Consider the following 25,196-nt stretch of genomic DNA (forward strand, 5'->3'; position numbering starts at 1 on the left):
GCGTTACGGCGGTCATAGCGAAGGGGAAACGCCCGGTCCCATTCCGAACCCGGAAGCTAAGCCCTTCAGCGCCGATGGTACTGCACCCGCCAGGGTGTGGGAGAGTAGGACGCCGCCGGACAATCATTCAACGAAAGGCCCACCCCTCACGGGGTGGGCCTTTCGTCGTTCCTCGGAAAGTTCCCGGCGGACCACGGTGACGGTCGCTGAGCAGCGCGGCCGGCTTCCTCGAGCGGGCGGTCGGAGCCGTACGGATGGAGCGGCGCGCACGTAGCCGTGCCGACGGACCCGTACTGGGCGGAGCTGTGCGGACGGGTGCGCACGGACGCAGCCGTTCCGTGAGACGGATCCGCACGCACGCAGCTGTTCCGTACGGACGGAGCGGGGGAGGACGCCCTCGCCGCACACGGCGCGGACCCTCTCCTGAGCCGTTCACCAGCTCAGGTGCCGCCGCCTGCGCGGATTCCGACCGCGGTCCTGCGGCGTCGGTTCGTGGCGGTCCCCTCGTTGCGGGCTCCCCTGAGTGCGCGCGCACCGTTGCCCGAAGAGCCGCGGCCGGCCGTCAGGATCGACGGCCGGCCGCGGCTCTTCAGTACCCAGGGCCCCGCAGGGCCACGTGCTCAGACGGTCTCAGCCCGTGGCGAGGGCTCCGTGGTGCTCTCGGCGACGAACACGACCGCACCCAGGGGAGGGACACGGATCGTCGTCGACCAGGCGCGTCCGTAGTGCTCGACGGGTTCGGCCTCGATGCGGCCCAGGTTGCCGACGCCGGAACCGCCGTACACCTCGGAGTCCGAGTTGAACGCCTCGCGCCACGCGCCGCCCTGGGGCAGCGGCAGGCGCCATCCCTCGTGGGGCACGCCGGCGAAGTTGACCACGACGACCGCCGGGGGCGTGTCGACGCCGCGGCGCACGTACGCGAGGAGGTTGAGGCCTGCCTCGTCGGAGGCGAGCCACTCGAAGCCGTCCGGCGTGTGGTCCAGCTGCCACAGGGCGGGCGTCGCGCGGTACAGCGCGTTGAGGTCGCGCAGGCTCTGCTGCACGCCGCGGTGCGCCGGGTCCTCGAGGTCGTACCAGTCGAGTGACCGCGACTCCGCCCACTCGCCCTGCTGGGCGAACTCCTGCCCCATGAAGAGCAGCTGCTTGCCGGGGTGCGTCCACTGGTACACCTGCAGGGCGCGGACACCGGCGAGCTTCTGCCAGTGGTCACCCGGCATGCGGCCGTAGAGCGACCCCTTGCCGTGCACGACCTCGTCGTGGCTGATCGGAAGGACGAAGTGCTCCGAGTACGCGTAGACCATCGAGAACGTGATCTCGTGATGGTGGTAGCGCCGGTTGATGGGCTCCTCGCGCAGGTAGCGCAGGGTGTCGTTCATCCAGCCCATGTTCCACTTGAGCCCGAAGCCGAGGCCCTGGGCCGACGTCGGGGCGGTCACGCCGGGCCACGCGGTGGACTCCTCGGCGATCATCATGATGCCCGGGGTCCGGCGGTACGCCGTCGCGTTCGTCTCCTGCAGGAACGAGATGGCCTCGAGGTTCTCGCGGCCCCCGTACTGGTTGGGGCGCCACTGCCCGGCCTGGCGCGAGTAGTCCAGGTACAGCATCGAGGCGACCGCGTCGACGCGCAGGCCGTCGACGTGGAACTCCTCGAGCCAGTACGTGGCGTTGGCGACCAGGAAGTTGCGGACCTCGGCCCGCCCGAAGTTGAAGACGTACGTGCCCCAGTCCGGCTGCTCGCCGAGCAGCGGGTCCGGGTGCTCGTACAGGGCTGTGCCGTCGAACTGCGCCAGCGCCCACTCGTCCTTCGGGAAGTGGGCAGGGACCCAGTCGACGATCACGCCGATCCCTGCGCGGTGCAGGCAGTCCACGAGGTAGCGGAAGTCGTCGGGATGCCCGAACCGCGACGTGGGGGCGTAGTACGACGTCACCTGGTAGCCCCACGAGCCACCGAAGGGGTGCTCGGCCACGGGCATCAGCTCGACGTGGGTGAAGCCCATCTCCAGCACGTACTCGGTGAGCTGGTGTGCCAGGTCGCGGTAGGACAGCCCTTGACGCCAGGAGCCGAGATGGACCTCGTACACGCTGACGGGGCCCGCGTGCGGGTCCCGCGTCGACCGGTCGGCCATCCAGGCGTCGTCCGACCACTCGTACCGGGACTCCACGACGACGGACGCCGTCGCCGGAGGGACCTCCGTGCCCTTGGCCAGGGGGTCGGCCTTCTGCCGCCACGAGCCGTCCGCCGCGAGGATCTCGAACTTGTAGCGCGCACCCGCGTCGACGCCGGGCGCGAAGATCTCCCAGATGCCGCTCTCGCCGAGCGACCGCATCGCGTGCGTCGCGCCCTGCCAGTGGTTGAAGTCGCCGACCACGCGCACCGCGCGGGCGTTGGGCGCCCACACCGCGAACGACGTGCCCCGCACCTCCCCGAGCTGACCGGGGTACGTCCGGATGTTCGCGCCGAGCACCTGCCAGAGCTGCTCGTGCCGGCCCTCGCGCACGAGGTAGCGGTCGAGCTCCTGCACGGTGGGCAGGAACCGGTACGGGTCGTCGGCCGTGGTCGTCCACTCGCCGTAGACCACCTCGAGGCGGTAGTCGGGGACGGCCGTGCCGGGCAGCAGGGCGCACCAGATCCCGTCGACCTCGTGCCGTGCCTCCACACGCGCGTCGGCGGTGACGACCACGACGCGGTCGGCGAGCGGCCGCAGCGTCCGGACGGTCACGGCGCCGTCGCCCACGTGGGGTCCCAGGACGGCGTGCGGGTCGTAGTACGCACCCGCCGCGACGGCGTGCAGCGTGCCGGGGTCGACGGGCACGGGGGAAGGTGGAGCCGCAGTCATGTGCCTACCCAACCACCCCGGGGGCGTTGCCGCAGGTGGTCGGGCGCGGGGAGCTGGCAGTGCACGCCGACGAGGTCAGCGGGGGCGGCGCGCCGTGCTGCCGCGGGCCACCAGACGGGGGAGCGGGGCCGTCGACGTCGTCGGACGGCCCGAGGCGAGCAGGTTGAGGACCGCGTCGGCGACCTGGACACCCATCGCGTGCACGTCGAGGCTCATCGCCGACAGCGGGGGGTGGGACAGGCGGCACAGCGGGGAGTCGTCCCACGCGAGCAGCGAGACGTCGCCGGGCACGCTCAGGCCCAGCTCGTTCGCCACCCCGAGCGCGGCCAGGGCCATCACGTCGTTGTCGAACACCAGCGCGGACGGCGGGTCGTTGCGTCCGAGGAGGGTGCGGGCGGCCCGCGTGCCCGACTCCTGCCCGTAGTCGCCCTCGACGACCACGCCGTGCGCGTCCCGGGCAGCGCACTCGGCGAGGAACGCCTCGGTGCGGGAACGGGTGTGGGCGAGCGCCGCCGGCCCGGAGACCCGGCCGATCGTGGTGTGGCCCAGGTCCACGAGGTACCCGACGGCGTCACGCATGGCCTGGCTGTTGTCGATCCAGACGTGCGCGGCTCCCGACAGGGCCCGCTCGGGCCCTCCGACCACGACCGTGGGGATGCCGAGCTCGCGCAGGACGGCGAGGCGGGGGTCGGCGACCACGAGGTTGACGAGCACCACGGCGTCGACGAGGTGGCCCGGCCCCCACCTGCGGTACGCGGCGATCTCGGCCTCGTGGTCGGGCACGACGTGCAGGAGCAGCGACCGGTCGTCCGTCGACAGGGTCTCCTCGATGCCGCCGATGAGCTCCATGAAGAACGGCTCGAGACCGAGCATCCGTGCCGGGCGTGCCAGCACCAGTCCGATCGCGTCCGCGCCCACGGCGGTCAGCGTACCGGCCGGTGCGCCAGCCGGTCCGTCGGGCACCCGCGCACCCGTCACCCGTGCGCGGCGCGGACCACGACGTCGTTCGCGCTGCGCAGCACCGGTGCGGACGCGAGGGCCGCCGGGTCGAGGACGACCGACGTGCGGACGCGGAAGGCCGTCGTCTCGCCGGCCGTCAGGGTGACGAGCGCCTCGTCGACGGTGGCGTCGGGGTCGAGACGGTCCACCAGCAGCGTGACGTCGCGTGCCAGGGACCGTGCCGTCACCTCGACCTCGTAGCCGTCCTGCACGGGGTGGACGCGCACGTCGAGCGGCGCGGGGTCGAGCGCGAGGTCGACGTCCTCGACCCACGTGTGCACGGCACGCTGCCGCCCGAGCGTCACGACGAGCACCTCGTCCGCGGGGTCGTCGGGCGTGCGGAGCACCGGGGGGACGGGGAAGGTGCCGACCGACCACGCGCCCACCGTCAGGGGCAGCTCCGCGTGGGCGAGGACCCGACCGGCGAGGGACCGGCGCTCCAGGACCGCGGTCGACTTCCACAGCACGGGGGTGTCGTTGACGAGCACCAGTGCCTCGCGGCCGTCGCGCGGCTGGACGGTGACGAGCCGCTCCGCGAACGCCGACCGCAGGGCCCACCACACCGGCTTGAGCCGTCCGTCGCCGTCGACGGCCGCCCACGACGTGACGGGCCAGCAGTCGTTCAGCTGCCAGACGATCGCACCCGCGGTCGTGGGCCACCACGAGCGGTAGTGCTCGATCGCGTACCGCACGGCGCGCGCCTGGTTGAGCTGACCGGCCCACAGCCAGTCCACGAAGTCGTCGGGTACCCCGAGGTGCGGGGCCATCCCGCGGTCCAGCTTGCCGTTGCCGTCCTCGGCCTTCTGGTGCAGGAGGAACGTGGGGTGCTCCTTGCCGGCCACGCTGCCGTCCTCGGCGCGCACGGCACGCTCCAGGGTCGCCCAGGTCGGTGGGCCCTGGAAGCCGAACTCGGAGCAGAACCGCGGGACCTCGTCGCGGTACACCGTGTAGTCGACGCGGTTCCACACCTCCCACTGGTGGTGCGAGCCGTGGTCGGGGTCGTTGGGGTGCACGTCGCGGATGTCGTAGCCGGGTGACGACGGGCTGTTGGGGACGTAGGGGCGGGTCGGGTCGAGCTCGGCGACGACGGCAGGGAACAGCTCGGTCGCGTACGCCTCCCCCCACGTGCGGCCCTCGAGCCGGGCCTGCCAGCCCCAGTCGCGGAACCCCCACAGGTTCTCGTTGCCGCCGTTCCACAGGACGAGCGACGGGTGCGGCGTCAGACGTGCCACGTGCTCGCGGGCCTCGGCCTCGATCTCGTCGCGCAGCGGCTGCTCCTGCGGGTACGCCGCGCACGCCAGCAGGAAGTCCTGCCAGACGAGCAGACCGCGCTCGTCGCACAGCTCGTAGAAGTCCTCGGACTCGTAGATGCCGCCGCCCCACACCCGCAGCAGGTTGAGGTGGGCGCCCAGCGCCTGGTCGAGCCGGCGCGCGAGGCGCCCGCGCGTGATCCGGGTCAGCAGGTGGTCGTCGGGGATCCAGTTGGCACCGCGGACGAACACGGACCGGCCGTTGACGCGCAGCGTGAAGGCCGCACCCTGCTCGTCCGGCGCCGTGTCGAGCTCGACCGTGCGGAGGCCGATCCGGCGGCTCCACGTGCCGAGCACCGGGCCGGTGCCACGAGGGCCGGCCGGTGCGTCGCGGTCGGCCGCGCGCAGCTCCACCTGCAGCTCGTGGAGCGGCTGCGCGCCGTGACCGACCGGCCACCACAACGGCGCGTGGGGCACCTCGAGGCGCACGGTCGCGCCGGACCGGCCCGCGTCGATCTCCGCGACGGCCTCCGCGCCGGCGACGCGGGCGGTCACGACGAGAGGTGCCTGGCCGCCGTCGAGCCCGGAGCGCTCGACGTCGACCACCACCTGGACCACGCCCGTGCCGTCCGGCTCGACGGCCACGAGGGGCCGCACCGAGGCGAGGCGCGCGACACGCCAGCGCTCGACGCGCACCGGCCGCCAGAGGCCCGCGGTCTGGAGGTCCGGGCCCCAGTCCCAGCCGAACGAGCAGGCCATCTTGCGGACCATGTTGAACGGCTGGTGGTAGGCCATGGGGCGCGGGCCGAGGCGCGCGGCCTCGGCCTGCGCGTACGACAGCGCCGAGGCCAGCTCGACCCGCAGGGTCTGCCCGCCGGGGCGCAGGTGGTCCCGCAGGTCGACGCGGTACGTCCGGTGCATGTTCGCGGTGCGCGCGAGGACGTCGTCGTCGAGCCGGACCGTCGCGACGGTGTCGACGCCCTCGAGGACGAGGTCGACGCGCTCCCCGACGGTCGGGGGCGGTGTGCTCAACGGGCGCTCGTACACCCAGTCGACGTGCTTCATCCACGCCAGCTCCTCCTCGTTGCGGTCGAGGTAGGGGTCGGGGACGAGACCCGCGGTCAGCAGGTCGGTGTGCGTGGTCCCGGGGACGCGGGCCCGCACGCCGGTGCGCAGCCGGTCCGCGAGCTCGGCCGGCAGGTGCGGGGGAAGGGTGTCGGCCACGGCGGTCAGCGTCCAGCCGCCGTCGAGGAGGTCCTGGTTCATGTACGAGCGCTCCCGGGTCCACGGCTCCGGCCACGCGTGCGGCGCCGCGGCAGGTCGCCGTCGACCTGAGAAGCCCTCGTCATTGTTAGGCAACTGAACTAAGTACGTCAACGACCTAGACTGTCCCGACCCACCACGGAGGTGACCGATGCCTGAACGTCCCGATGACGCGACGCAGCCCACGACCAGCACCGTTGCAGGCGCCCCGCCGAGCGACCTGCTCCACCTGCGGGCAGCCGGCGTGAGCCTCGTGCTCGACCTGACCGGGTTGCCGCGCGTGCTGCACTGGGGAGCGGACCTCGGGCCGCTGGACGACGACGCGCTCGCGGACCTCCGGCTCGCCGAGCGCCCTCCGACGACGGGCTTCCCCGTGGACGGCGTGGTCGCGCCCGCGGTGCTGCCGGCACAGGCCGACGGCTGGCTCGGCACGCCCGGGCTCACCGGGTCACGGGCCGGTCGCGCCTGGTCGGCGGCGTTCACGGCCGGCACGCCGACGCTCACGCGGTCCGGCGACGGCGGGGCGGTGCTCGTGGTCCCCGCGGTCGACGACGCAGCGGGCCTCGGCCTGGAGCTCGTCCTCGAGCTCACGCCGCAAGGGCTCGTCCGCCAGCGGGCGACGCTGACGAACACGGGCGACGACGTCTACGAGGTCGCCGGGCTCCTGCTGACGCTGCCGGTGCCCGCGCGCGCCACGACGCTGCTCGACCTGGGCGGGCACTGGGCGCGCGAGCGGTCACCCATGCGCACGGCGTTCACCCACGGCACGCGGCTGCGCGAGAACCGCCGCGGCCGCACGGGTGCGGACGCGCCGTACGTGCTGGTCGCGGGCACCGACGACCTGGCGCACCGCCGCGGCGAGGCGTGGGGCTGGCACGTCGCCTGGTCGGGCAACCACCGCAGCCTCGCGGAGCGTTCGCACTACCACTCCGGCCTGCTCGGCGGCGGCGAGCTGCTCGAGCCCGGCGAGGTGCGCCTCGCGCCCGGTCGGTCGTACACGAGCCCGTGGGTGTACGCGTCGTACGGGGCGCAGGGCCTCGACGCGCTCGCGGCGCGCTTCCACGCGTGGCTGCGCGCCCGGCCGCAGCACCCGAGCAGCCCGCGTCCGGTCACCCTCAACACGTGGGAGGCCGTCTACTTCGAGCACGACCTGGGGCGGCTCGTCGAGCTGGCCGACGCGGCCGCCGCCGTCGGTGCGGAGCGGTTCGTGCTCGACGACGGCTGGTTCGGCTCGCGGCGTGACGACTCGCGCGGGCTGGGGGACTGGTACGTCTCGCAGGAGGTGTGGCCGGACGGCCTCGGCCCGCTCATCGAGCACGTGACCGGCCGGGGCATGCAGTTCGGCCTGTGGGTCGAGCCCGAGATGGTCAACCCCGACTCGGACCTGGCCCGCGCGCACCCGGACTGGATGCTGCGCCTGCCCGACCGGCTGCCGCGGCCGGCGCGTCACCAGCAGGTCCTGGACCTCGCGCGCCCGGAGGCGTACGCCCACATCCTGGAGCGCCTCGACGCCCTGCTGACCGAGCACGACATCGCGTACCTCAAGTGGGACCACAACCGCGACCTCGTCGACGCCGGGCACGGGCCCGACGGCGTGCCGGGCGTGCACGCGCAGACGCTGGCCGTGTACCGGCTGCTCGACGAGCTGCGAGCGCGGCACCCGCGCGTCGAGATCGAGTCGTGCTCGTCCGGAGGGGCGCGCGTCGACCTCGAGATCCTGCAGCGCACCGACCGCGTCTGGGCGTCGGACTGCATCGACGCCCTCGAGCGCCGGTCGATCCAGCCGTGGACCAACCTGCTGATCCCGCTCGAGCTCATCGGGGCGCACATCGGGTCGGCGTCGTCGCACAGCACAGGACGCACCGCGGGCCTCGGGTTCCGCGCGGGCACCGCGCTGTTCGGCCACCTCGGCATCGAGTGGGACCTGCGCGAGGCGGACGACGCGCAGCGCGCCGAGCTGGCCGCGTGGGTGGCGCTGTACAAGGAGGTGCGCGGCCTGCTGCACAGCGGCGCGAGCGTCCACGGCGACGTCACCGACCCCGCGTACCAGGTGCAGGGCGTCGTCGCGCACGACGGGTCCGACGCGCTGTTCGCGATCGCGGCCGTGGCGACGTCGGCCCAGATGCCGGCGGGCGTCGTCGTGCTGCCAGGGCTGGACCCCGACGCGACGTACCACGTGCGGCCCCAGGCGCCCGGCGACGTGATCAGGCACGGGTGGGCGCCGCCGTGGTGGACGCCCGACGGCTTCCGCGCGACCGGGCGCGTGCTCGAGCAGGTCGGCCTCCGGTCGCCGCAGCTGTCGCCCGAGCGGCTCGTCCTGCTCCGCGCGACGCGGGTGGGATGACGGCCCCGGCGCGGGGGAGCGTCCCCGGGCGGCCGCTCGGGTGTCCGTGTCGTTAGGCTCGTCAGGTCGCCGTGGGGCGGCCCGCACGTCGACGGGAGTCGGAGTGAACGCAGGCATGCCGGGGCCCAGCACGGCGCACACGAGCAGCCGCAGCGCGATCCTCGACGTCATCCGCGCGGCCGGCACCATCAGCCGCGTCGAGCTCACGCACGCGACCGGGCTCACCGCGGCGACGATCTCCACGGTGGTGCGGCGCCTCATCGACGAAGGGCTCGTGGTCGAGGCGGGCCGTGCGGAGTCCACGGGCGGCAAGCCGCGCATGCTGCTGCGGCTGGACCCGTACGCGCGCTACGCCGTCGGGGTCCACCTCGACCACGCCGGCATCACCTACGTGATCGCGAACCTCGGCGGGCAGGTGGTCGCGCGCTGGCGTCGCCCGGGCGCCGGCGCCGACGACCCGCGCGACGTCGTGGCGCGCATCGCGGCCGAGATCTCCGCGACCGTGTCCCGCATCGGCGTCGACCCCGCCCGGCTGCTCGGGGTCGGCGTCGTGTCGCCGGGGCCGCTGTCCGCGTCGGCCGGCATGGCGCTCGCCCCGCCGGTCATGCAGCACTGGGCGGACTTCCCGCTGGCCGCGGCGATCGAGGACGCCGTCGGGCTGCCCGTGCTGCTCGACAACGACGCGACGGCGGCCGCCCTGGGGGAGTACTGGTCCGGGGGCGTGCCCACGGGGGCCGTCTGCGCGGCGCTCTACATGGGCACCGGCATCGGGGCCGGCATCATCGTCGACGGGGCCGTCTACCGTGGCCGCTCGTCCAACGCGGGCGAGATCGGCCACGTCTGCGTCGACGTCGAGGGCCCCGCGTGCTGGTGCGGCGGGCGCGGGTGCGTCGAGGTGTTCGCCGGGCCGGCCGCGGTCGTCGCCCGCGCCGCCGAGGCCGGGATCGCGCTGCCGGGGCGTGGGGTCGCCGAGGACTTCGCCGCGCTCGCGCGGGCGGCGTCGCGCGGCGAGGAGGTGCCGGTGCGGCTCCTCGCGGAGTCCGCGCGCTACCTCGGCGCCGCCGCCCAGGTGCTGGCCAACGTGCTGGACCTCGACCTGGTCGTGCTGACCGGGTCCGCCTTCGCCCACGCGGGGTCGCTCTACCTGCCGATCGTCCAGGAGCGGCTGACCACGGGGTTCTTCGCCCGCGCGACGCACGACGTGCGCGTCACCATCTCGTCGCACGCGTCCGAGGCGGCCGCCGTCGGCGGCGCCGCGCTCGTCCTGCAGGCCGAGCTGGCGCCACGCCAGGCCGGGATGCGGATGGTCGTCGACACGCTGACCGAGCTGCCCGCGGGCACGGGCGTGGCCTGACACGCGCCCGCCTCGCGGCCGGCCCCCGGCGGTCAGCCGAGCAACCGGTCCAGCCCTGCCTGCGGGATCGGCGCCCACGCGGGACGGTTGCGCGCCTCGTACACCGCCTCGTACAGCGTCTTGTCCAGCTCGAGCGCGCGCAGGAGCAGGGCGCTCGTCGCGTCGTCGACCACGCCGTAGCCGGCCAGCAGGCCGCCCCGCGCGTCGGCGGTCCAGGCCGCCGCGGGCTCACCGGTCAGACCGCCGACGGCGGCCGCGTAGTCGAACGACCGCAGCAGCCCCGCGACGTCGCGCAGGGCCAGGTCGGGGAGCACCCGCGCGGCCAGCGGGGCCAGCGGCTCACCCTCGAAGTCGATGACGAACCAGCGGTCCTGCGACCGCAGGACCTGACCCAGGTGCAGGTCGCCGTGGACGCGCTGGCGAGCGGGTGTGCCGGTCAGTGCCGCGACCTCGTCGGCCACGGCGCGGACGCGGTCCGCGTACGTGCCGAGCGTCGGCACCGCCGCGGTCGCCCAGGCGAGCCGCTCCGTGAGCGCGCGGGCGAGCGCCGGGCCGCCGTCGGGCGTGGGCTGCGCACCGCAGGCGCGCACCAGGGCGTCGTGCATGCCCGCGACCGTCTCGCCCAGCTCGCGGGTCAGGTCCCCGATCGCCCGCCCGTCACGGGCCCGCACGCACGCCAGCTCGAACCCGTCCTCGGCGCCGGGGACGAACGCGCTGAGCACCCCGAGGTAGCCGACCTCCGGCTCGCGCCCGGGGACGGTCCAGCGCGCCTGGGCCCAGGCCAGGGGTGCCGGCACGCCGTCCCAGCCCGCCTCGACGAGCCGTCGCGGGATGTCGATGTCGGGGTTCTCGCCGCCGGCCGGCGTGCGCAGCACCTTGAGGATGCCCCGCGGCACGCCGTCCGGGCCCGGCAGGACCACGGAGGTGTTCGACTGCTCGCCGGTCACCACGCGCGCGGCGTGGACGTCGACCTCGGCGCCCGGTCCGTCGGCGGCGGCGAGCCACGCCGCGAGGAAGCGCGCGTCGCCCGCGGCGTCCACGACCGTGCGGCCCGCGGCCGAGCCGAGCACCGCGCCCGGGTCCGTGCCCTCGGGCACGGGGCCCGCGACCAGCACGAGCGGCACCTGCAGGACGACGTCCACGGCGTCGGCGCGGGTGCGGACCAGCAGGACCCGCACGTCGTCGGCGAGGTGCACGCTGCCCACCGTCGCCAGGGCCGCGTCGACACCCTTGGCCGGGTACCAGCGCCGCTGCGGCAGCCACGCGCGCAGCAGGCCGAGCAGCTCGTCGTCCAGGGCGTCGGGCGCGGTGGCGTCGAGGATCACGGCGCCCCCAGCTCGAGCCAGTAGAACTCGCGTGACCCGAGCGTGAACGTGATGGTCCCGTCGGCCGCGACGTCGGGGAAGTGGGCGCCGCCGAACACGTCGCGCGTCGTCCAGCCCGCGTACGGCTGGATCGTCACGGTCGCCGCACGGGCGGTCGCCGCGAGGTTGGCGACGACGAGGATCGTCTCCTCGTCCGTCTGCCGGAGGAACGCCAGGACGGACTCGTTGTCGCACGGCACGACCTCGAAGGTCCCGCGTCCCAGGGCCGGGTGCTGGCGGCGCACCGCGAGCATGCCGTGCACCCAGTGCAGCAGGGACGTCGGCTGCGCGAGCTGCGACTCCACGTTGACGTTGCCGTAGTGGTAGACGAGCGACTGCACGAGCGGCAGGTACAGCTTGCCGGGGTCGGCCGTCGAGAAGCCGGCGTTGCGGTCCGGCGTCCACTGCATCGGCGTGCGCACCGCGTCGCGGTCCGCGAGCCAGATGTTGTCCCCCATGCCGATCTCGTCGCCGTAGTACAGGCACGGGCTGCCCGGCAGGGACAGCAGCAGCGCGTGGGCGAGCTCGATCTCCTTGCGGGAGTTGTCCAGCAGCGGCGCCAGGCGGCGACGGATCCCGACGTTCGCGCGCATGCGCGAGTCGGGCGCGTACCAGCCGTACATCGACGCGCGCTCCTCCGTCGAGACCATCTCGAGCGTGAGCTCGTCGTGGTTGCGCAGGAAGGTGCTCCACTGCCCGCCCGCCGGGATCGGCGGCGTGTCCGCCAGGATGTCGACGATCTGCGTCGCCCGCTGGTCGCGCAAGGCGTAGTAAATCCGCGGCATCACCGGGAAGTGGAAGCACATGTGGCACTCGGGCTCGTCGTCCGTGCCGAAGTAGTGCACGACGTCCTCGGGCCACTGGTTCGCCTCGGCCAGCATGATGCGACCGGGGAACTCCTCGTCGATGACGCGGCGGACCTTGCGCAGGAACTCGTGCGTCTCCGGCAGGTTCTCGCAGTTGGTGCCCTCGGCCTCGAACAGGTAGGGCACCGCGTCGAGCCGGAACCCGTCGACCCCGAGGTGCAGCCAGAACCGCGCGACGTCGAGCATCGCGTCGACCACGCGCGGGTTCTCGAAGTTGAGGTCCGGCTGGTGGCTGAAGAACCGGTGCCAGAAGTACTGCCGGCGCACGGGGTCGAACGTCCAGTTCGACGTCTCGGTGTCGACGAAGATGATGCGGGCGTCCTGGTACCGGGTGTTGTCGTCGCTCCACACGTAGAAGTCGCCGTAGGGGCCGTCGGGGTCGGACCGCGACGCGTGGAACCACGGGTGCTGGTCGCTCGTGTGGTTCATCACCAGGTCGACGACGATCCGCATGCCGCGGCGGTGGCACTCCGTGACGAGGGTCCGGAAGTCGTCGAGCGTGCCGTACTGCGGCGCGACCGCCGTGTAGTCGGACACGTCGTACCCGCCGTCGCGCAGCGGGGACGGGTAGAACGGCGGCAGCCACAGGCAGTCGACCCCGAGCCACTGCAGGTAGTCGAGCCGCTGCACGAGGCCCGGCAGGTCACCGCTGCCGTTGCCGCCGGAGTCGGCGAACGTGCGCAGCATGACCTCGTAGAACACCGCGGTCCGGTACCACTCGGGGTCGTCGCGGGCGCCCGACGGCGGGGGTGCGGGCACCTCGGGCTGACGGCGTCCCGGCAGCCCGCGCAGCGCGATCGCCGCGGTCGTCGGGGGCGGCTCGGGCAGGAAGGGGTCCGGGACCGCCGGGGGAGGCGGCAGCGGCACGGGCGCCGGGGCACCCGGGACGGCGTCGGGGGACGGCGACGACCCCGGCGGCGGGGTGCCCGGCGGCGGACCACCTGCCGACGCGGGCGCGTCGGACGCGGGGGTGCCGAGGACGGGCGTGCGGGGCGTGCGGGGGTCGCCCGACGCAGGGACGCCACCCTGCACAGGCGGGTCGATCGGTGTCATCGTGCCTCGTACGGGTGCTCGAGGTGGGCGATGTGGGCGACCTGCACCAGCGGGTCGAGACGCACGTAGAACTCGTTCGCCCACGCGTACGACTCACCCGACAGCACGTCGTGCGCGACGACGGGGCGGTCCACCGGCAGGCCGAACGACGCGAGGTCCAGGCGCACGACGCCGGCGCGGGGAGCGTGCGGGTCGATGTTGACGACGACCACCACGGTGTCCGGGCGGCCCGTCGGGGAGTGCGCCGCGTCCAGGTGGCGCGAGAAGCAGACGAGCGCGTCGTCGCTGGTCGGGTGGATGCGCACGTCGCGCAGCTGTCGCAGCGCCGGGTGCGCCCGGCGGATCTCGTTCAGCCGCCCGAGCAGCAGCGCGATCCCCAGGTCGTCGGCCTTCGACCAGTCCCGCGGCCGGTACTCGTACTTCTCGTTGTCGATCTGCTCCTCGACGCCGGGACGCGGGACGTTCTCCACGAGCTCGTAGCCGGAGTAGACGCCCCAGGTGGGCGACCCCATGGCCGCGAGGACGGCGCGGACCGCGAAGCCGCTGACCCCGCCGCCCTGCAGGTACGGGGGGAGGATGTCGTGCGTCGTGGGCCAGAAGCTCGGGCGCAGCCACGCGGCCTCGTCGCCGCCGACGCGGGCCAGGTACTCCTCGAGCTCCGCCTTGGTGTTCCGCCACGTGAAGTAGGTGTACGACTGGTGGAACCCGACCTTGGCGAGCGTCAGCATCATGGCCGGGCGCGTGAACGCCTCCGACAGGAAGATGACCTCGGGGTGCGACGCACGCACGTCCGCCAGCAGGCGCTGCCAGAACGACAAGGGCTTGGTGTGCGGGTTGTCGACGCGGAACGCCGTGACCCCGTGGTCGATCCACACCTGCAGGACGCGACGGACCTCGGCGTAGATGCCCTCCGGGTCGTTGTCGAAGTTCAGCGGGTAGATGTCCTGGTACTTCTTGGGCGGGTTCTCGGCGTACGCGATCGTCCCGTCGGCGCGCGTGGTGAACCACTCCGGGTGCTCCGTCACCCACGGGTGGTCGGGCGACGCCTGCAGCGCGAGGTCGAGCGCCACCTCCATGCCGAGCGAGCGTGCGCGGGCGACGAACTCGTCGAAGTCGTCGAACGTGCCCAGGGCGGGGTCGATCGCGTCGTGCCCACCGTCGGGCGATCCGATCGCGTACGGCGACCCGGGGTCGCCCGGCAGGGCGGCCAACGCGTTGTTGCGGCCCTTGCGGTACGTCGTGCCGATCGGGTGGATCGGCGTCAGGTAGACGACGTCGAAGCCCATCGCGGCGATCCGGGGCAGCTGGTTGGCGGCCGTGTGCAGCGTGCCCGACGTCCAGCGCTGCGTCGGCTCGTCGAACGTCGCACCGTGGGACCGGGGGAACATCTCGTACCAGGACCCGGCGAGCGCCAGCGTCCGGTGCACGACCAGCGGGTACGCGCGGGAGGTGGTCAGCTGCTCGCGCAGGGGCGTGCGGCCGAGCGCGTCGCGGACCTGCGGGGAGAGGGCCGCCGCGAGCCGCGCGAGCGGGGGCCGCGACGTGTCGCCGAGCGCGGTGACGGCGTCGACGAGGACGCGCGCGTCCCGCGGCGGCATCGCGTCGTCGCCCGTGCGGCGGGCGGCGCGCTCGAGCACGAGCCTGCCCTCGGTGAGCATGAGCTCGACGTCGATGCCCGCCTCGACCTTGATCGCCGCGTCGTGCGCCCACGTGCCGTACGGGTCCGACCAGCCCTCCACGCGGAACGACCAGTCGCCCTCCGCGTCGGGGACGACGTGCGCCTCGTACCGGTCGAGACCGGGGGCGATGTCGACCATGCGCTCCCACGAGTGGACCGTGCCGTCGGGACGCAGCAGGACCGCGGTCGCGCCCAGCGCGTCGTGGCCCTCGCGGACGACCGTCGCACGGATCGGGACGGCCTCGCCGACGACGGCCTTCGCGGGGAAGCGGCCCTCCTCCGCGACGGGGGAGACGTCGAGCACGGGGATGCGTCCCACCGGGAGCGCGGGGACGGGGGCGTCGGGCGCGGGCGTCGGCGTGGACGGGGGCGTCGGCGCGGACGGGGGCGTCGGCGCCGAGCTGATCGTCGGTGCGGACGTGAGCGTCGGTGCCGACGCGGCCGCGGGTGCCGACGGCGGGGCTGTGGGCGGCTCCGGGGCAGGCACCGGTGCGGCGGCACGTGGTCGGCCTGCGGAGGCCGGTGACGTGCGACGAGAGGGGCGGGGAGTCGTCACGATCCCGAACCTATCCGCCCTGCCGGGGTCGTGGCATCTGCTGGGGGGCGCGGCGGTGCACCCACCGCACCCGGCGCTCGCGTCGGGACGTGCGCACTCGGACGGTCGTCCGGTTCGGCACCCTCGTGAGGGCTGTGCGATCCGTCCGTTCTGCGTAGTCTCACGCCCGTGAGAGCGATCCGCCGGTTCACGGTCCGCACCGTCCTGCCAGCAGCGCTGGGTGACCTCGACGAGCTGGCGCACAACCTGCGCTGGTCGTGGCACCCGGCGACCCGTGCCGCCTTCGCGGACTTCGACCCGGCTCTGTGGCAGCAGGTCGCCGGTGACCCCGTCGCGTTCCTCGGCGCCCTGGACCGCGCGCGCCTGGACGCGCTCGCGGCCGACCCCCAGGAGGTCGCGCGCGTGCAGGCCGCGGCGGCGGACCTGCACACCTACCTCGAGCAGCCGCGGTGGTACCAGCGCCAGACGGGCACCGGCCTCCCGGCGTCGATCGCCTACTTCTCCCCGGAGTTCGGGATCGCGGCGGCCCTGCCGCAGTACTCCGGCGGTCTCGGCGTGCTCGCGGGCGACCACCTCAAGGCGGCGTCCGACCTCGGCGTCCCCGTCGTCGGCGTGGGGCTGCTCTACCGCGCCGGGTACTTCCGGCAGGCGCTCGACCGCACCGGTCGCCAGACCGAGACGTACCCCGTCCTCGACCCCGACGGACTGCCGCTCACGCTGCTGCGGGAGGCGGACGGCACACCGGCACGCGTGACGCTGGCGCTCCCGGGCGGCCGTGCGCTGCACGCACACGTCCGGGTGGCCCAGGTCGGGCGCGTCCCGCTGCTCCTGCTCGACTCGGACGTCCCCGACAACGACGACGCCGCGCGCGCCGTCACCGACCGGCTCTACGGCGGCGCGGGCACCCACCGCCTCGAGCAGGAGCTGCTGCTGGGCGTCGGCGGCGTGCGCGCGCTGCGGGCGTACACGCGCCTGACAGGGACGCCGGCGCCCGAGGTCCACCACATGAACGAGGGCCACGCGGGATTCCTCGGCGTCGAGCGCATCAGGGAGCTCGTCGCCGACGGCGCGTCGTTCGGCACCGCCCTGGAGCTCGTGCGCGCGACGACCGTGTTCACGACGCACACGCCCGTGCCCGCGGGGATCGACCGCTTCGAGACGCGGGTCGTGGAGCAGTACGTCGCCGCGCTCGACGAGAAGGGCGACCTGCCCGTCGACGACGTCGTCGCCCTCGGCACCGAGGACCACGAGGGCGGTGACCCGCTGCTGTTCAACATGGCCGTCATGGCTCTGCGTCTGACCGGGCGCGCCAACGGCGTCTCGCGGCTGCACGGGCGGGTCTCGCGGGAGATGTTCGCGCCCCTGTGGCCCGGGTTCGACCCGCAGGAGGTGCCGATCGGCTCCATCACCAACGGCGTGCACGCCCCGACGTGGGTGGCGCCCGAGCTGACGGCGCTGGCCTCCCGCCGGATGAGCGCGCACGACCTGGCCACGGGCGCCGGCTGGGACGCCGCGGGCACGGTCAGCGACGCCGAGCTGTGGGGTCTGCGCCGACGCCTGCGCGAAGGGCTCGTCGACGACGTGCGCCGGCGCGTGCGGGCGTCGTGGCGGGGACGCGGGGCGCCGGCGGCGGACCTGCACTGGATCGACGACGCGCTGTCGCCGGACGTGCTGACCATCGGCTTCGCGCGGCGCGTGCCCACGTACAAGCGGCTGACCCTCATGCTCGCCGACCCCGAGCGGCTCGAGGCCCTGCTCCTCGACCCGCTGCGCCCCGTGCAGCTCGTCGTCGCCGGCAAGGCGCACCCCGCGGACGAGCCGGGCAAGCGGCTCGTCGCCGAGCTCGTGGCGTTCGCCGACCAGCACCACGTGCGCCACCGCGTCGTCTTCCTGCCGGACTACGACATGCGCATGGCCGCGACCCTCTACCCGGGCTGCGACGTGTGGCTCAACAACCCGCTGCGCCCTCTCGAGGCGTGCGGCACGTCGGGCATGAAGGTCGCGCTCAACGGTGGCCTCAACCTGTCCGTGCTCGACGGCTGGTGGGACGAGTGGCACGACGAGGGCAACGGCTGGGTGATCCCCACGGTGGACGGGGTCGACGACCCCGGCGCGCGCGACGCGGCCGAGGCGGCGGCCCTGTACGACGTGCTCGAGCAGCAGGTCGTGCCGACGTTCTACGACCGCGACCCCGCGGACGTGCCGCGGCGGTGGCTCGCCATGGTGCGTCACACCCTGGCGACCCTGGGCCCCAAGGTCCAGGCGACGCGGATGGTCGCGGACTACGTCGCGCACCTGTACGTGCCCGCCGCCGCGGCGGGCGCGTCCCTCGGGGCCGACGACCAGTCCGGTGCGGCCGCGCTCGCCGCCTGGAAGGAGCGCGTGCGCGCCGCCTGGCCGCAGGTGCGGGTGGACCACGTCGACTCCGGTGGCGTCACCGGGCCGGCGCAGGTCGGGGACCGGCTGCACGTGCAGGCGTGGGTCGCGCTCGGGGACCTGTCGCCCGACGACGTCGAGGTCCAGGTCGTGCACGGGCCCGTGGGGCCGGACGACGAGATCGAGCGGTTCGAGGTCGACGCCCTGACGCTGGGCGACGCGTACGAGGCGGACCGGTACGGCTACGAGGGCGAGGTCGAGCTCACGTCGACGGGCCCGTTCGGGTACACCGTCCGCGTCGTCCCGCGCCACGAGGCACTGACCTCGGTGGCCGCGACGGGCCTGGTCGCGACGGCCACCTGAGCGACCGGAACCGGCGGGCGGCGCCGGCTCACAGGGCGTCCACGAGGGCGCGGCCCGTCGTGCGGCCGGTGAAGAGGCAGCCGCCGAGGAACGTGCCCTCCAGGGCGCGGTGGCCGTGGACGCCGCCGCCGCCGAAGCCCGACGCCTCGCCGACCGCCCACAGCCCCGGCAGCACCTCGCCGTCGGGGCGCAGCACGCGGCCCTCCAGGTCCGTCGCCAGGCCGCCGAGCGTCTTGCGCGTGAGGACCGACAGCCGCACGGCGTACAGCGGGCCGTGCGCCGGGTCGAGCAGGCGGTGCGGCGGCGCCACGCGGATCGCGCGGTCGACGACGTACCGGCGCGCCATCGCCGTCGCGGTGACCTGCAGGTCCTTGCCGAGCCCGCTGGTGACCTGGGCGTCGCGCAGCGCGATGGTGCGGGCGAGCGCGTCGGCGTCGATCCGCGAGGTCCCGCTCAGCGCGTTCATCCCGGCCGCGAGCTCGGCGGGCGTCCCCGCCGCGACGAACTCCGGGGACCGCGCGGCGAACGCCTCGACCGGTCCCACGGCGCCGGGGCGCACGCGCTGCAGCAGCAGCGGCAGGTCGCGGCCCGTCAGGTCGGGGTTCTGCTCCGACCCCGACAGGGCGAACTCCTTGCCGAGGATCGTGCGGTCGAGCACGAACCACGAGTGGTCGTCGCCGCGGGACGTGATGTGGCAGAGCGCGCCGAGGGAGTCGAACCCGGGGAACAGGGGTGCCGGCAGGCGGCCGCCGTCCGCGTCGAGCCACAGCGAGCTGGGACCGGGCAGGATGCGGATGCCGTGCGACGTCCACACCGGGGAGTGGTTCGTGATGCCCTCGGGGTAGTGCCACATGCGCTCGGCGTGCGCGACGTGCGCACCCGCGTCCCGCGCGGCCTCGATCCCGGAGCCGTCGACGTGGTCGGGCACCCCCGACAGCATGCGCGCCGGCATCCGCCCGGCGGACGCCGGCCACGTGGCCCGCACCAGCTCGTGGTTCGCGCCGATGCCGCCCGTGGCGACGACGACGGCGGTCGCGTCGACCTCGAACGGGCGCAGCACCGCGCGCGACGAGGGGACGCCGCGCCCGGCGCCGTCCGGCACGAGGACGTCGCCACGCACGCCGGTCACGCGGCCGTCGGTCGTCGTCAGGGCCGTGACGCGGTGCCGGAAGCGCACCTCGACGCGCCCGTCCCGGTGCCCGGTGAGCAGGGCGCGGACGAACGGCTCCAGCAACCCGGGGCCCGTGCCCCACGTGACGTGGAACCGCGGGACGGAGTTGCCGTGCCCGTCGGCGAGGTACCCGCCCCGCTCGGCCCACTGCACCAGCGGGAACCAGCGCACGCCCTGGCGGTGCAGCCACGGCCGCAGGTCCCCGGCGGCGAACTCGACGAACGCCTCGGCCCAGGCCCGGCCCCACCGGTCCGACCCGTCGTCCCGGAACGCGGCCGACCCCAGCCAGTCCGCGAGCGCGAGGTCGGCGCCGTCCCGCACACCCAGGCGCCGCTGCTCGGGGGAGTCGACGAGGAACAGCCCGCCGAACGACCACCACGCCTGGCCACCGAGGCTCGCGGGCGGCTCCGCGTCGAGCAGCAGCACGCGCCGGCCCGCGGCCAGCAGCTCGGCGGTGGTGACCAGTCCGGCGAGGCCGGCACCGACGACCACGACGTCGTGGGGGTGCGTCATGCGCGCACGCTACCGCCCGGCGAGCCGGTCAGGGTCGGACGTACACGCGCATGCTCAAGGGCTCGAGCGTCGTGACGCTCCCGACCTCGCGGTGCAGGCCGCCGGTGATCGCGGCGGTCGAGACCTCCGACGGGTGCTCCCACACCGAGTCCCACACGAGCGTCCACGGCTCGTCGTCGGCGTCGACGAGGCGGACGTCGACCGCGTCGAGCGCCCCGTTGACGAGGAGCAGCACCTGGTCGTCGTCGGGCGGCGGGGCCACCCGGAGCATCTGGAACGTGCGGATCGACGCGTCGTGCCACCGGGCGTGGTCGAACGGCTCCCCGTCGGCGCCGTACCACCCGAGGTCCGGCGGCCCGCCGGGCGTGCGGGGCACCCCGGAGTAGAACGTCTCCGTGCGCAGCGCGGGGTGGTCCCGGCGCAGCGCGAGCAGGTGACGTGCGGTCGCGAGCTGCGCGGTGCGCCACGGGGTCAGGTCCCAGCGCACCCAGGAGATGTCGTTGTCCTGGCAGTACGCGTTGTTGTTGCCGCGCTGGCTGCGCCCCATCTCGTCGCCCGCGGTGATCATGGGCGTGCCGGCGGCCAGGACGAGTGTCGCGAAGACGTTCCGCACGGAGCGGCGCCGCAGCGGCGCGATGTCGGCGGCGGGGGAGTCGCGCTGGACGGGCCCCTCGACGCCGTGGTTCCACGACCGGTTGTCGTCCGAGCCGTCACGGTTCTGCTCACCGTTGGCGGCGTTGTGCTTGTGGTCGTAGGCGACGAGGTCGGCGAGCGTGAAGCCGTCGTGGGCCGTGACGTAGTTGACGGACGCGCGCGGCCCGCGCACGAACGGCGGCGCGCCGCCGCCGAACAGGTCGACCGAGCCCGACAGGCGGGTGGCGAGCTCGCGCACCCGGTGACCGGGCAGCCCGTGCGCCGCGCGGCCCGGGTCGGCCAGCCAGAAGGACCGGGCGGCGTTGCGGAAGCGGTCGTTCCACTCGGCGAACGGCGGGGGGAACTGGCCGGTCCGCCACCCGCCGGGCCCCACGTCCCACGGCTCGGCGATCAGCTTGAGGCCGGCGAGCCGGGGGTCGGTACCGGCCGCGACGAGCGTCGCGTGGTCCGGGCGGTACCCGTCGGGCCCGCGTCCGAGCGTCACGGCGAGGTCGAAGCGGAAGCCGTCGACACCGACGACGTCGGCCCAGTACCGCAGCGAGTCGAGGGTGAGGGCGACGACGCCGGTCCGCCGGAAGTCGAGCGAGTTGCCCGTCCCCGTCACGTCCACGAGCGTCGCCGGGACGGCGCCGTCGTGCGCGTAGTAGTACGCGTTGTCGAGACCTCGCCACGCGACGTGCTGCCCGGGCAGGCCGCCCTCGCACGTGTGGTTGTAGACGACGTCGAGCAGCACCTCCAGGCCGGCCTCGTGCAGCGCGTGCACGGTCGCGCGCAGCTCGTCGAGCACGGCGGCGGGGCCGGCCGCCCGCGCGGCGGCGGTCGCGTACGCCGCGTGGGGGGCGAAGAAGCCGAGGGTCGAGTAGCCCCAGTAGTTCGTCAGGCCCTTGGCGACGAGGTGCGGCTCGCTCGTGAACGCGTGGATCGGGAGCAGCTCGAGTGCGGTCACGCCGAGCCCGAGGAGGTGGTCGAGGACCGCCGGGTGCGCGAGCCCCGCGTACGTGCCGCGCAGCTCCTCCGGGACGTCCGGGTGCAGGCGCGTCAGGCCCTTGGTGTGCGCCTCGTAGACGACGGTGCGCGACCACGGCGTCCACGGCCGGTTCGCCGCCGGGTCCGGGCCCGGCAGTGCGCGGGTGTCGACGACCACCGCGTGCGGGACGTGGCCGGCCGAGTCGCGGTCGTCGGCGGGGCCGTAGGGGTCACCGGTCAGGTCGTCACCGACGACGTGCCCGTACGTCGCCGGGCCGTACCCGAGCTCGCCCACCAGGCCGCGGGCGTACGGGTCGACGAGGAGCTTGGCGGGGTTGTACCGCAGCCCGTGCGTCGGCTCCCACGGCCCGTGCGCGCGCAGCCCGTACCGCTGGCCGGGCCGCACGCCGGGGACCGACGCCGTCCACAGGCCCAGGCGGGGCCCGGACAGGGGCACCCGGCGCTCGGTGGGCGCGTCCAGGGGGCCGTCGAGCAGGCACAGGTCGACGGCCGTGGCGTGCGGCGCGAGCACCGCCACGTCGACTCCCGTGTCCGTGACGTGCACGCCCAGGTGGTAGGGCGGGCGCCGCTGCGCGGTCGTCGTCACGGTGTCGCTCACCCCCTCATGGTGCCAGGACGGACCTCCCGCACGTGTCCCGCGCGTTTGCACCTGTCGAACACCCGGCCCGGCAGGCGGCCGCCCGGGCGGTAACGTTCGGGGGGTGAGGATCGTCGTCTGCGTGAAGTTCGTCCCCGACATCCAGTCCGACCGGCAGCTCGGTCCCGACGGGCGCGTCGTGCGCGACGGCGGTGACGGCACCCTCAACGAGCTCGACGAGAACGCCGTCGAGGCCGCGCTCGCGCTCGCGGAGGAGCACGACGGCGAGGTGGTCGTGCTGACCGTCGGCCCCGACGACGCCGTCGACGCGGTCCGCAAGGGCCTGCAGATGGGCGCGGACGAGGCCGTGCACGTCCTCGACGACGACGTCGCCGGGTCCGACGCGATCGGCACGGCCCGGGTCCTCGCGGCTGCCGTCCGGCACCTGTCCGCCGACGCACCGGTCGACCTCGTCGTCACCGGCATGGCCGGTCTCGACGGCCTGACGTCGCTGCTGCCCACCGCGCTCGCCGAGGAGCTCGACCTGCCGGCGCTGCCGCTCGCGTCCTCGCTGACGGTCGACCCGGACGCCCGCACCGCGACGGTCACCCGGCGCCTGGACCACGCGACGGAGACGCTGACGGCGGACCTGCCCGCTCTCGTGTCGGTCACCGACGGTCTCAACGAGCCGCGCTACCCCAACTTCAAGGGCATCATGGCCGCCCGCAAGAAGCCGGTCACCACGCTGACGCTCGCCGAGCTCGGCGTCGACCCCTCGACCGTCGGCGCGGCCGGCGCCCGCACCCGGGTGCTCGAGGCCGCGCCGCGCCCGCCGCGCGAGGACCGCGTGCTGGTCACCGACACCGGCGACGCCGGTACCCGGCTGGCCGCCTGGCTCGTCGAGCGCAAGCTCGTCTGACGCCGGCCCTGTCCACCCCGCCAGCCCGCACCACCCCGGAGGACCCGCCGTGACCGCCACCCCCGTGCTCGTCCTGCTCGACCACGCCGCCGACGGCACGCTGCGCCCGCCGGTGCGCGAGCTGCTGACCCTCGCCCGGGACCTCGCGGGCGACGCGGAGGTGCACGGCGTGTGGGCCGGCGGCGAGGACGTCGCCGCGGCTCTGCCGGTCCTCGGTGCGCAGGGCGTGACGACGGTGCACCGGCTCGTCACCGACGCCGACCCGCACCTGTCCTCCGTGCTCGCCGACGGGCTGCAGGCCGCGCTCGGCGCGTCCGGCGCGTCGCTGCTGCTGCTGGTCTCGTCGTTCGAGAACAAGGAGGCGGCCGCGCGGCTCGCGGTCCGCACCGGCGCGGGCGTCGTCACGGACGCCGACGGGGTCACGCTGCAGGAGGGTCAGGTCGTCGCGCACAAGACCGTGCTGGCCGGCACCTGGACGACGCGGTGCGCCGTCACCGCGCCCAGCGCGGTCGTCACCGTCAAGGCCAACTCCGTGGCCGCGCAGGACGCCGCCGTGCCGTCCGACCCCCGGGTCGTCGACCTGCCGGTCGCCGTCGCGCCCTCCTCGACCCGCGTGCGGGTCGTCGAGCGCACGGAGCATGCCGCGTCGGGTCGTCCGGACCTCGGCTCGGCGCACGTCGTGGTGGTGGGCGGTCGCGGCACCGAGGGCGACTTCGCGCCCGTCGAGGAGCTGGCCGACGTGCTCGGCGGTGCCGTCGGCGCCACACGCGTCGCGACGGACGAGGGCTGGATCGGTCACGACGCGCAGATCGGGCAGACCGGCGTCACCGTCTCGCCGCGGCTCTACATCGGTGCGGGCGTCTCCGGTGCGGTGCACCACCGCGGCGGGATGCAGGCGTCGGGCACGATCGTGGCCGTCAACAGCGACCCGGACGCGCCGATCTTCGAGATCGCGGACTTCGGGGTCGTCGGCGACCTGTTCACCGTGCTCCCGCAGGCGGCCGCGGAGCTGCGGCGCCTGCAGGGCTGAGGGGCCCGAGCGGTCAGCTCAGGTCGCGCAGCCAGCGCAGCGTCGCACCGGCCTGCGCGGCCTGGAAGGCGCGCAGGTTCGGGATCCCGGGAGGCGCCGGCTGACCCGACGACCACGCGAAGTACCCCGCGAGCCCGGCCAGGGCCGCGCGCAGGTCGTCGATCCCGACGTCCTGCGACGCCTGACGCTGCGAGAACAGCAGCGCGGGGTCGCCCGCGCCGCCCTGCAGCGCGACGCTCGGGAGCATGAACGCGAGGTCGATCCACGGCGCACCGACGCTCGCGTGCGGCCAGTCGATGAGCCACACGCGGTCGTGGGTCTCCTCGATCATGACGTTGTCCGCGCGCAGGTCCCCGTGCACGAGCGCGTCGCCCGCGCACACCCGCAGCGAGTCCTGCTCCCAGCGCACGAGGTCGTCGAGGTGCTCGAGCGCCCACCTGCCCGGCTCGTCGATGCGGCTGGCGACGTGCTCGCGCTGCGCGGGCGTCGCCTGCAGCATCGACCGCCAGCCGGTGAAGTCCTCGGCCAGCAGGTCCTCGGTGCGGGGCAGGTCGTGGCCCGCGACCGGCTCGCAGTGCGCGAGGTCGTCGAGCGCGGACAGCACGAGGGCCAGGTCGTCGGCGCGCCACGGCAGCGCGGGCGAGCGGCCGTGCACGGCGTCGAAACCGAGCAGCACCCAGTCGCCGTCGTCGTCCCACCAGCGCAGCGCGGGCGCGGGGACCTGCGGCGGCAGCGCGCGGGAGGCGCGGATCTCGGCGCGCGCCAGCTGCGGGGAGTGGGGGTTCTGGTCGGACGAGACGGCCTTGACGAAGACCGCGCGCCCGTCGGTGAGCTCCAGCACCGCGCAGAACCCGGGGGAGAAGCCGCTGGTGGCGGACATCTCGGCCGTCACGCGCGCGCCGGCGAGCGACTCGATGCGCTGGCGCACCGCCCGCGGCAGGTCACGCCAGTCGAGCCGCTGGCCCCCGAACGCGAGAGGCAGCGCCATGACGTCGTCGGCACTCACCCCCACATCCTGCCAGCAACAGCGCACGACCGGTGG

At 74.6% G+C, this 25,196-nt stretch carries 14 protein-coding genes and 1 rRNA gene; 6 read left to right on the forward strand and 9 right to left on the reverse strand.

The window, feature by feature from the left end:
* Window positions 1-4 precede the first annotated feature (4 nt).
* Window positions 5-121 (forward strand): 5S ribosomal RNA (gene rrf / locus NP075_RS05590).
* A 499-nt stretch (window positions 122-620) separates the two neighbouring features.
* Here rrf and glgB read toward each other — a convergent pair.
* The 3 genes from glgB to NP075_RS05605 form a co-directional block, all read right to left on the reverse strand.
* On the reverse strand, window positions 621-2,837 hold the full coding sequence (gene glgB, locus NP075_RS05595; protein ID WP_227564633.1) for a 1,4-alpha-glucan branching protein GlgB: 2,217 nt from the start codon (window positions 2,835-2,837) through the stop codon (window positions 621-623).
* A 75-nt stretch (window positions 2,838-2,912) separates the two neighbouring features.
* Complete coding sequence (locus tag NP075_RS05600) at window positions 2,913-3,755, reverse strand: LacI family DNA-binding transcriptional regulator (RefSeq protein ID WP_227564632.1); 843 nt, start codon at window positions 3,753-3,755, stop codon at window positions 2,913-2,915.
* 56 nt (window positions 3,756-3,811) lie between these two features.
* Window positions 3,812-6,352 (reverse strand): glycoside hydrolase family 2 protein, encoded by a 2,541-nt coding sequence (locus NP075_RS05605; RefSeq protein ID WP_227564631.1) that lies wholly within the window; start codon window positions 6,350-6,352, stop codon window positions 3,812-3,814.
* Between the two features lie 148 nt (window positions 6,353-6,500).
* Between NP075_RS05605 and NP075_RS05610 the strand changes: the two genes are divergently transcribed.
* Window positions 6,501-8,693 (forward strand): alpha-galactosidase, encoded by a 2,193-nt coding sequence (locus NP075_RS05610; protein WP_227564630.1) that lies wholly within the window; start codon window positions 6,501-6,503, stop codon window positions 8,691-8,693.
* Window positions 8,694-8,796: 103 nt separating this feature from the next.
* The gene (locus NP075_RS05615) at window positions 8,797-10,047 is read left to right on the forward strand and encodes an ROK family transcriptional regulator (RefSeq protein WP_227564629.1); all 1,251 of its coding nucleotides are present in this window, start codon (window positions 8,797-8,799) and stop codon (window positions 10,045-10,047) included.
* Between the two features lie 32 nt (window positions 10,048-10,079).
* Here the strand turns inward: NP075_RS05615 and NP075_RS05620 are convergent, their stop codons facing one another.
* Genes NP075_RS05620 through NP075_RS05630 form a run of 3 tightly spaced genes read right to left on the reverse strand, consistent with a single transcriptional unit; the run spans window position 10,080 to window position 15,495 of the window.
* Window positions 10,080-11,372, reverse strand: coding sequence for a maltokinase N-terminal cap-like domain-containing protein (locus NP075_RS05620; protein ID WP_227564628.1), 1,293 nt, complete (start codon window positions 11,370-11,372; stop codon window positions 10,080-10,082).
* On the reverse strand, window positions 11,369-13,330 hold the full coding sequence (gene treS, locus NP075_RS05625; protein WP_227564627.1) for a maltose alpha-D-glucosyltransferase: 1,962 nt from the start codon (window positions 13,328-13,330) through the stop codon (window positions 11,369-11,371). Before treS ends, NP075_RS05620 begins: the two co-directional genes overlap by 4 nt.
* A complete protein-coding gene (locus tag NP075_RS05630) occupies window positions 13,327-15,495 on the reverse strand; it encodes an alpha-1,4-glucan--maltose-1-phosphate maltosyltransferase (RefSeq protein WP_372456717.1) in 2,169 nt (722 codons plus the stop codon). The genes treS and NP075_RS05630 overlap by 4 nt, the downstream gene beginning before the upstream one ends.
* A gap of 237 nt (window positions 15,496-15,732) precedes the next feature.
* On the opposite strand from NP075_RS05630, the gene glgP reads away from it, so the two are divergent.
* Window positions 15,733-18,303 (forward strand): alpha-glucan family phosphorylase, encoded by a 2,571-nt coding sequence (gene glgP, locus NP075_RS05635; RefSeq protein WP_227564626.1) that lies wholly within the window; start codon window positions 15,733-15,735, stop codon window positions 18,301-18,303.
* Between the two features lie 28 nt (window positions 18,304-18,331).
* Here the strand turns inward: glgP and NP075_RS05640 are convergent, their stop codons facing one another.
* Together NP075_RS05640 and glgX are read right to left on the reverse strand one after the other, a co-directional pair.
* Window positions 18,332-19,987, reverse strand: coding sequence for an FAD-binding dehydrogenase (locus tag NP075_RS05640; RefSeq protein WP_227564625.1), 1,656 nt, complete (start codon window positions 19,985-19,987; stop codon window positions 18,332-18,334).
* A gap of 28 nt (window positions 19,988-20,015) precedes the next feature.
* Window positions 20,016-22,226 (reverse strand): glycogen debranching protein GlgX, encoded by a 2,211-nt coding sequence (glgX, locus tag NP075_RS05645; RefSeq protein ID WP_227564624.1) that lies wholly within the window; start codon window positions 22,224-22,226, stop codon window positions 20,016-20,018.
* Between the two features lie 103 nt (window positions 22,227-22,329).
* Between glgX and NP075_RS05650 the strand changes: the two genes are divergently transcribed.
* Window positions 22,330-23,124, forward strand: coding sequence for an electron transfer flavoprotein subunit beta/FixA family protein (locus tag NP075_RS05650; protein ID WP_227564623.1), 795 nt, complete (start codon window positions 22,330-22,332; stop codon window positions 23,122-23,124).
* A gap of 49 nt (window positions 23,125-23,173) precedes the next feature.
* Window positions 23,174-24,154, forward strand: coding sequence for an electron transfer flavoprotein subunit alpha/FixB family protein (locus tag NP075_RS05655; protein WP_227564622.1), 981 nt, complete (start codon window positions 23,174-23,176; stop codon window positions 24,152-24,154).
* Window positions 24,155-24,167: 13 nt separating this feature from the next.
* On the opposite strand, the gene NP075_RS05660 is transcribed toward NP075_RS05655, so the two are convergent.
* Window positions 24,168-25,160 (reverse strand): phosphotransferase family protein, encoded by a 993-nt coding sequence (locus NP075_RS05660; RefSeq protein WP_227564621.1) that lies wholly within the window; start codon window positions 25,158-25,160, stop codon window positions 24,168-24,170.
* Window positions 25,161-25,196: the final 36 nt, after the last annotated feature.

It is taken from the genome of Cellulomonas wangsupingiae (genome assembly GCF_024508275.1).
In the GTDB taxonomy this organism is placed as follows: Bacteria; Actinomycetota; Actinomycetes; order Actinomycetales; family Cellulomonadaceae; genus Cellulomonas; species Cellulomonas wangsupingiae.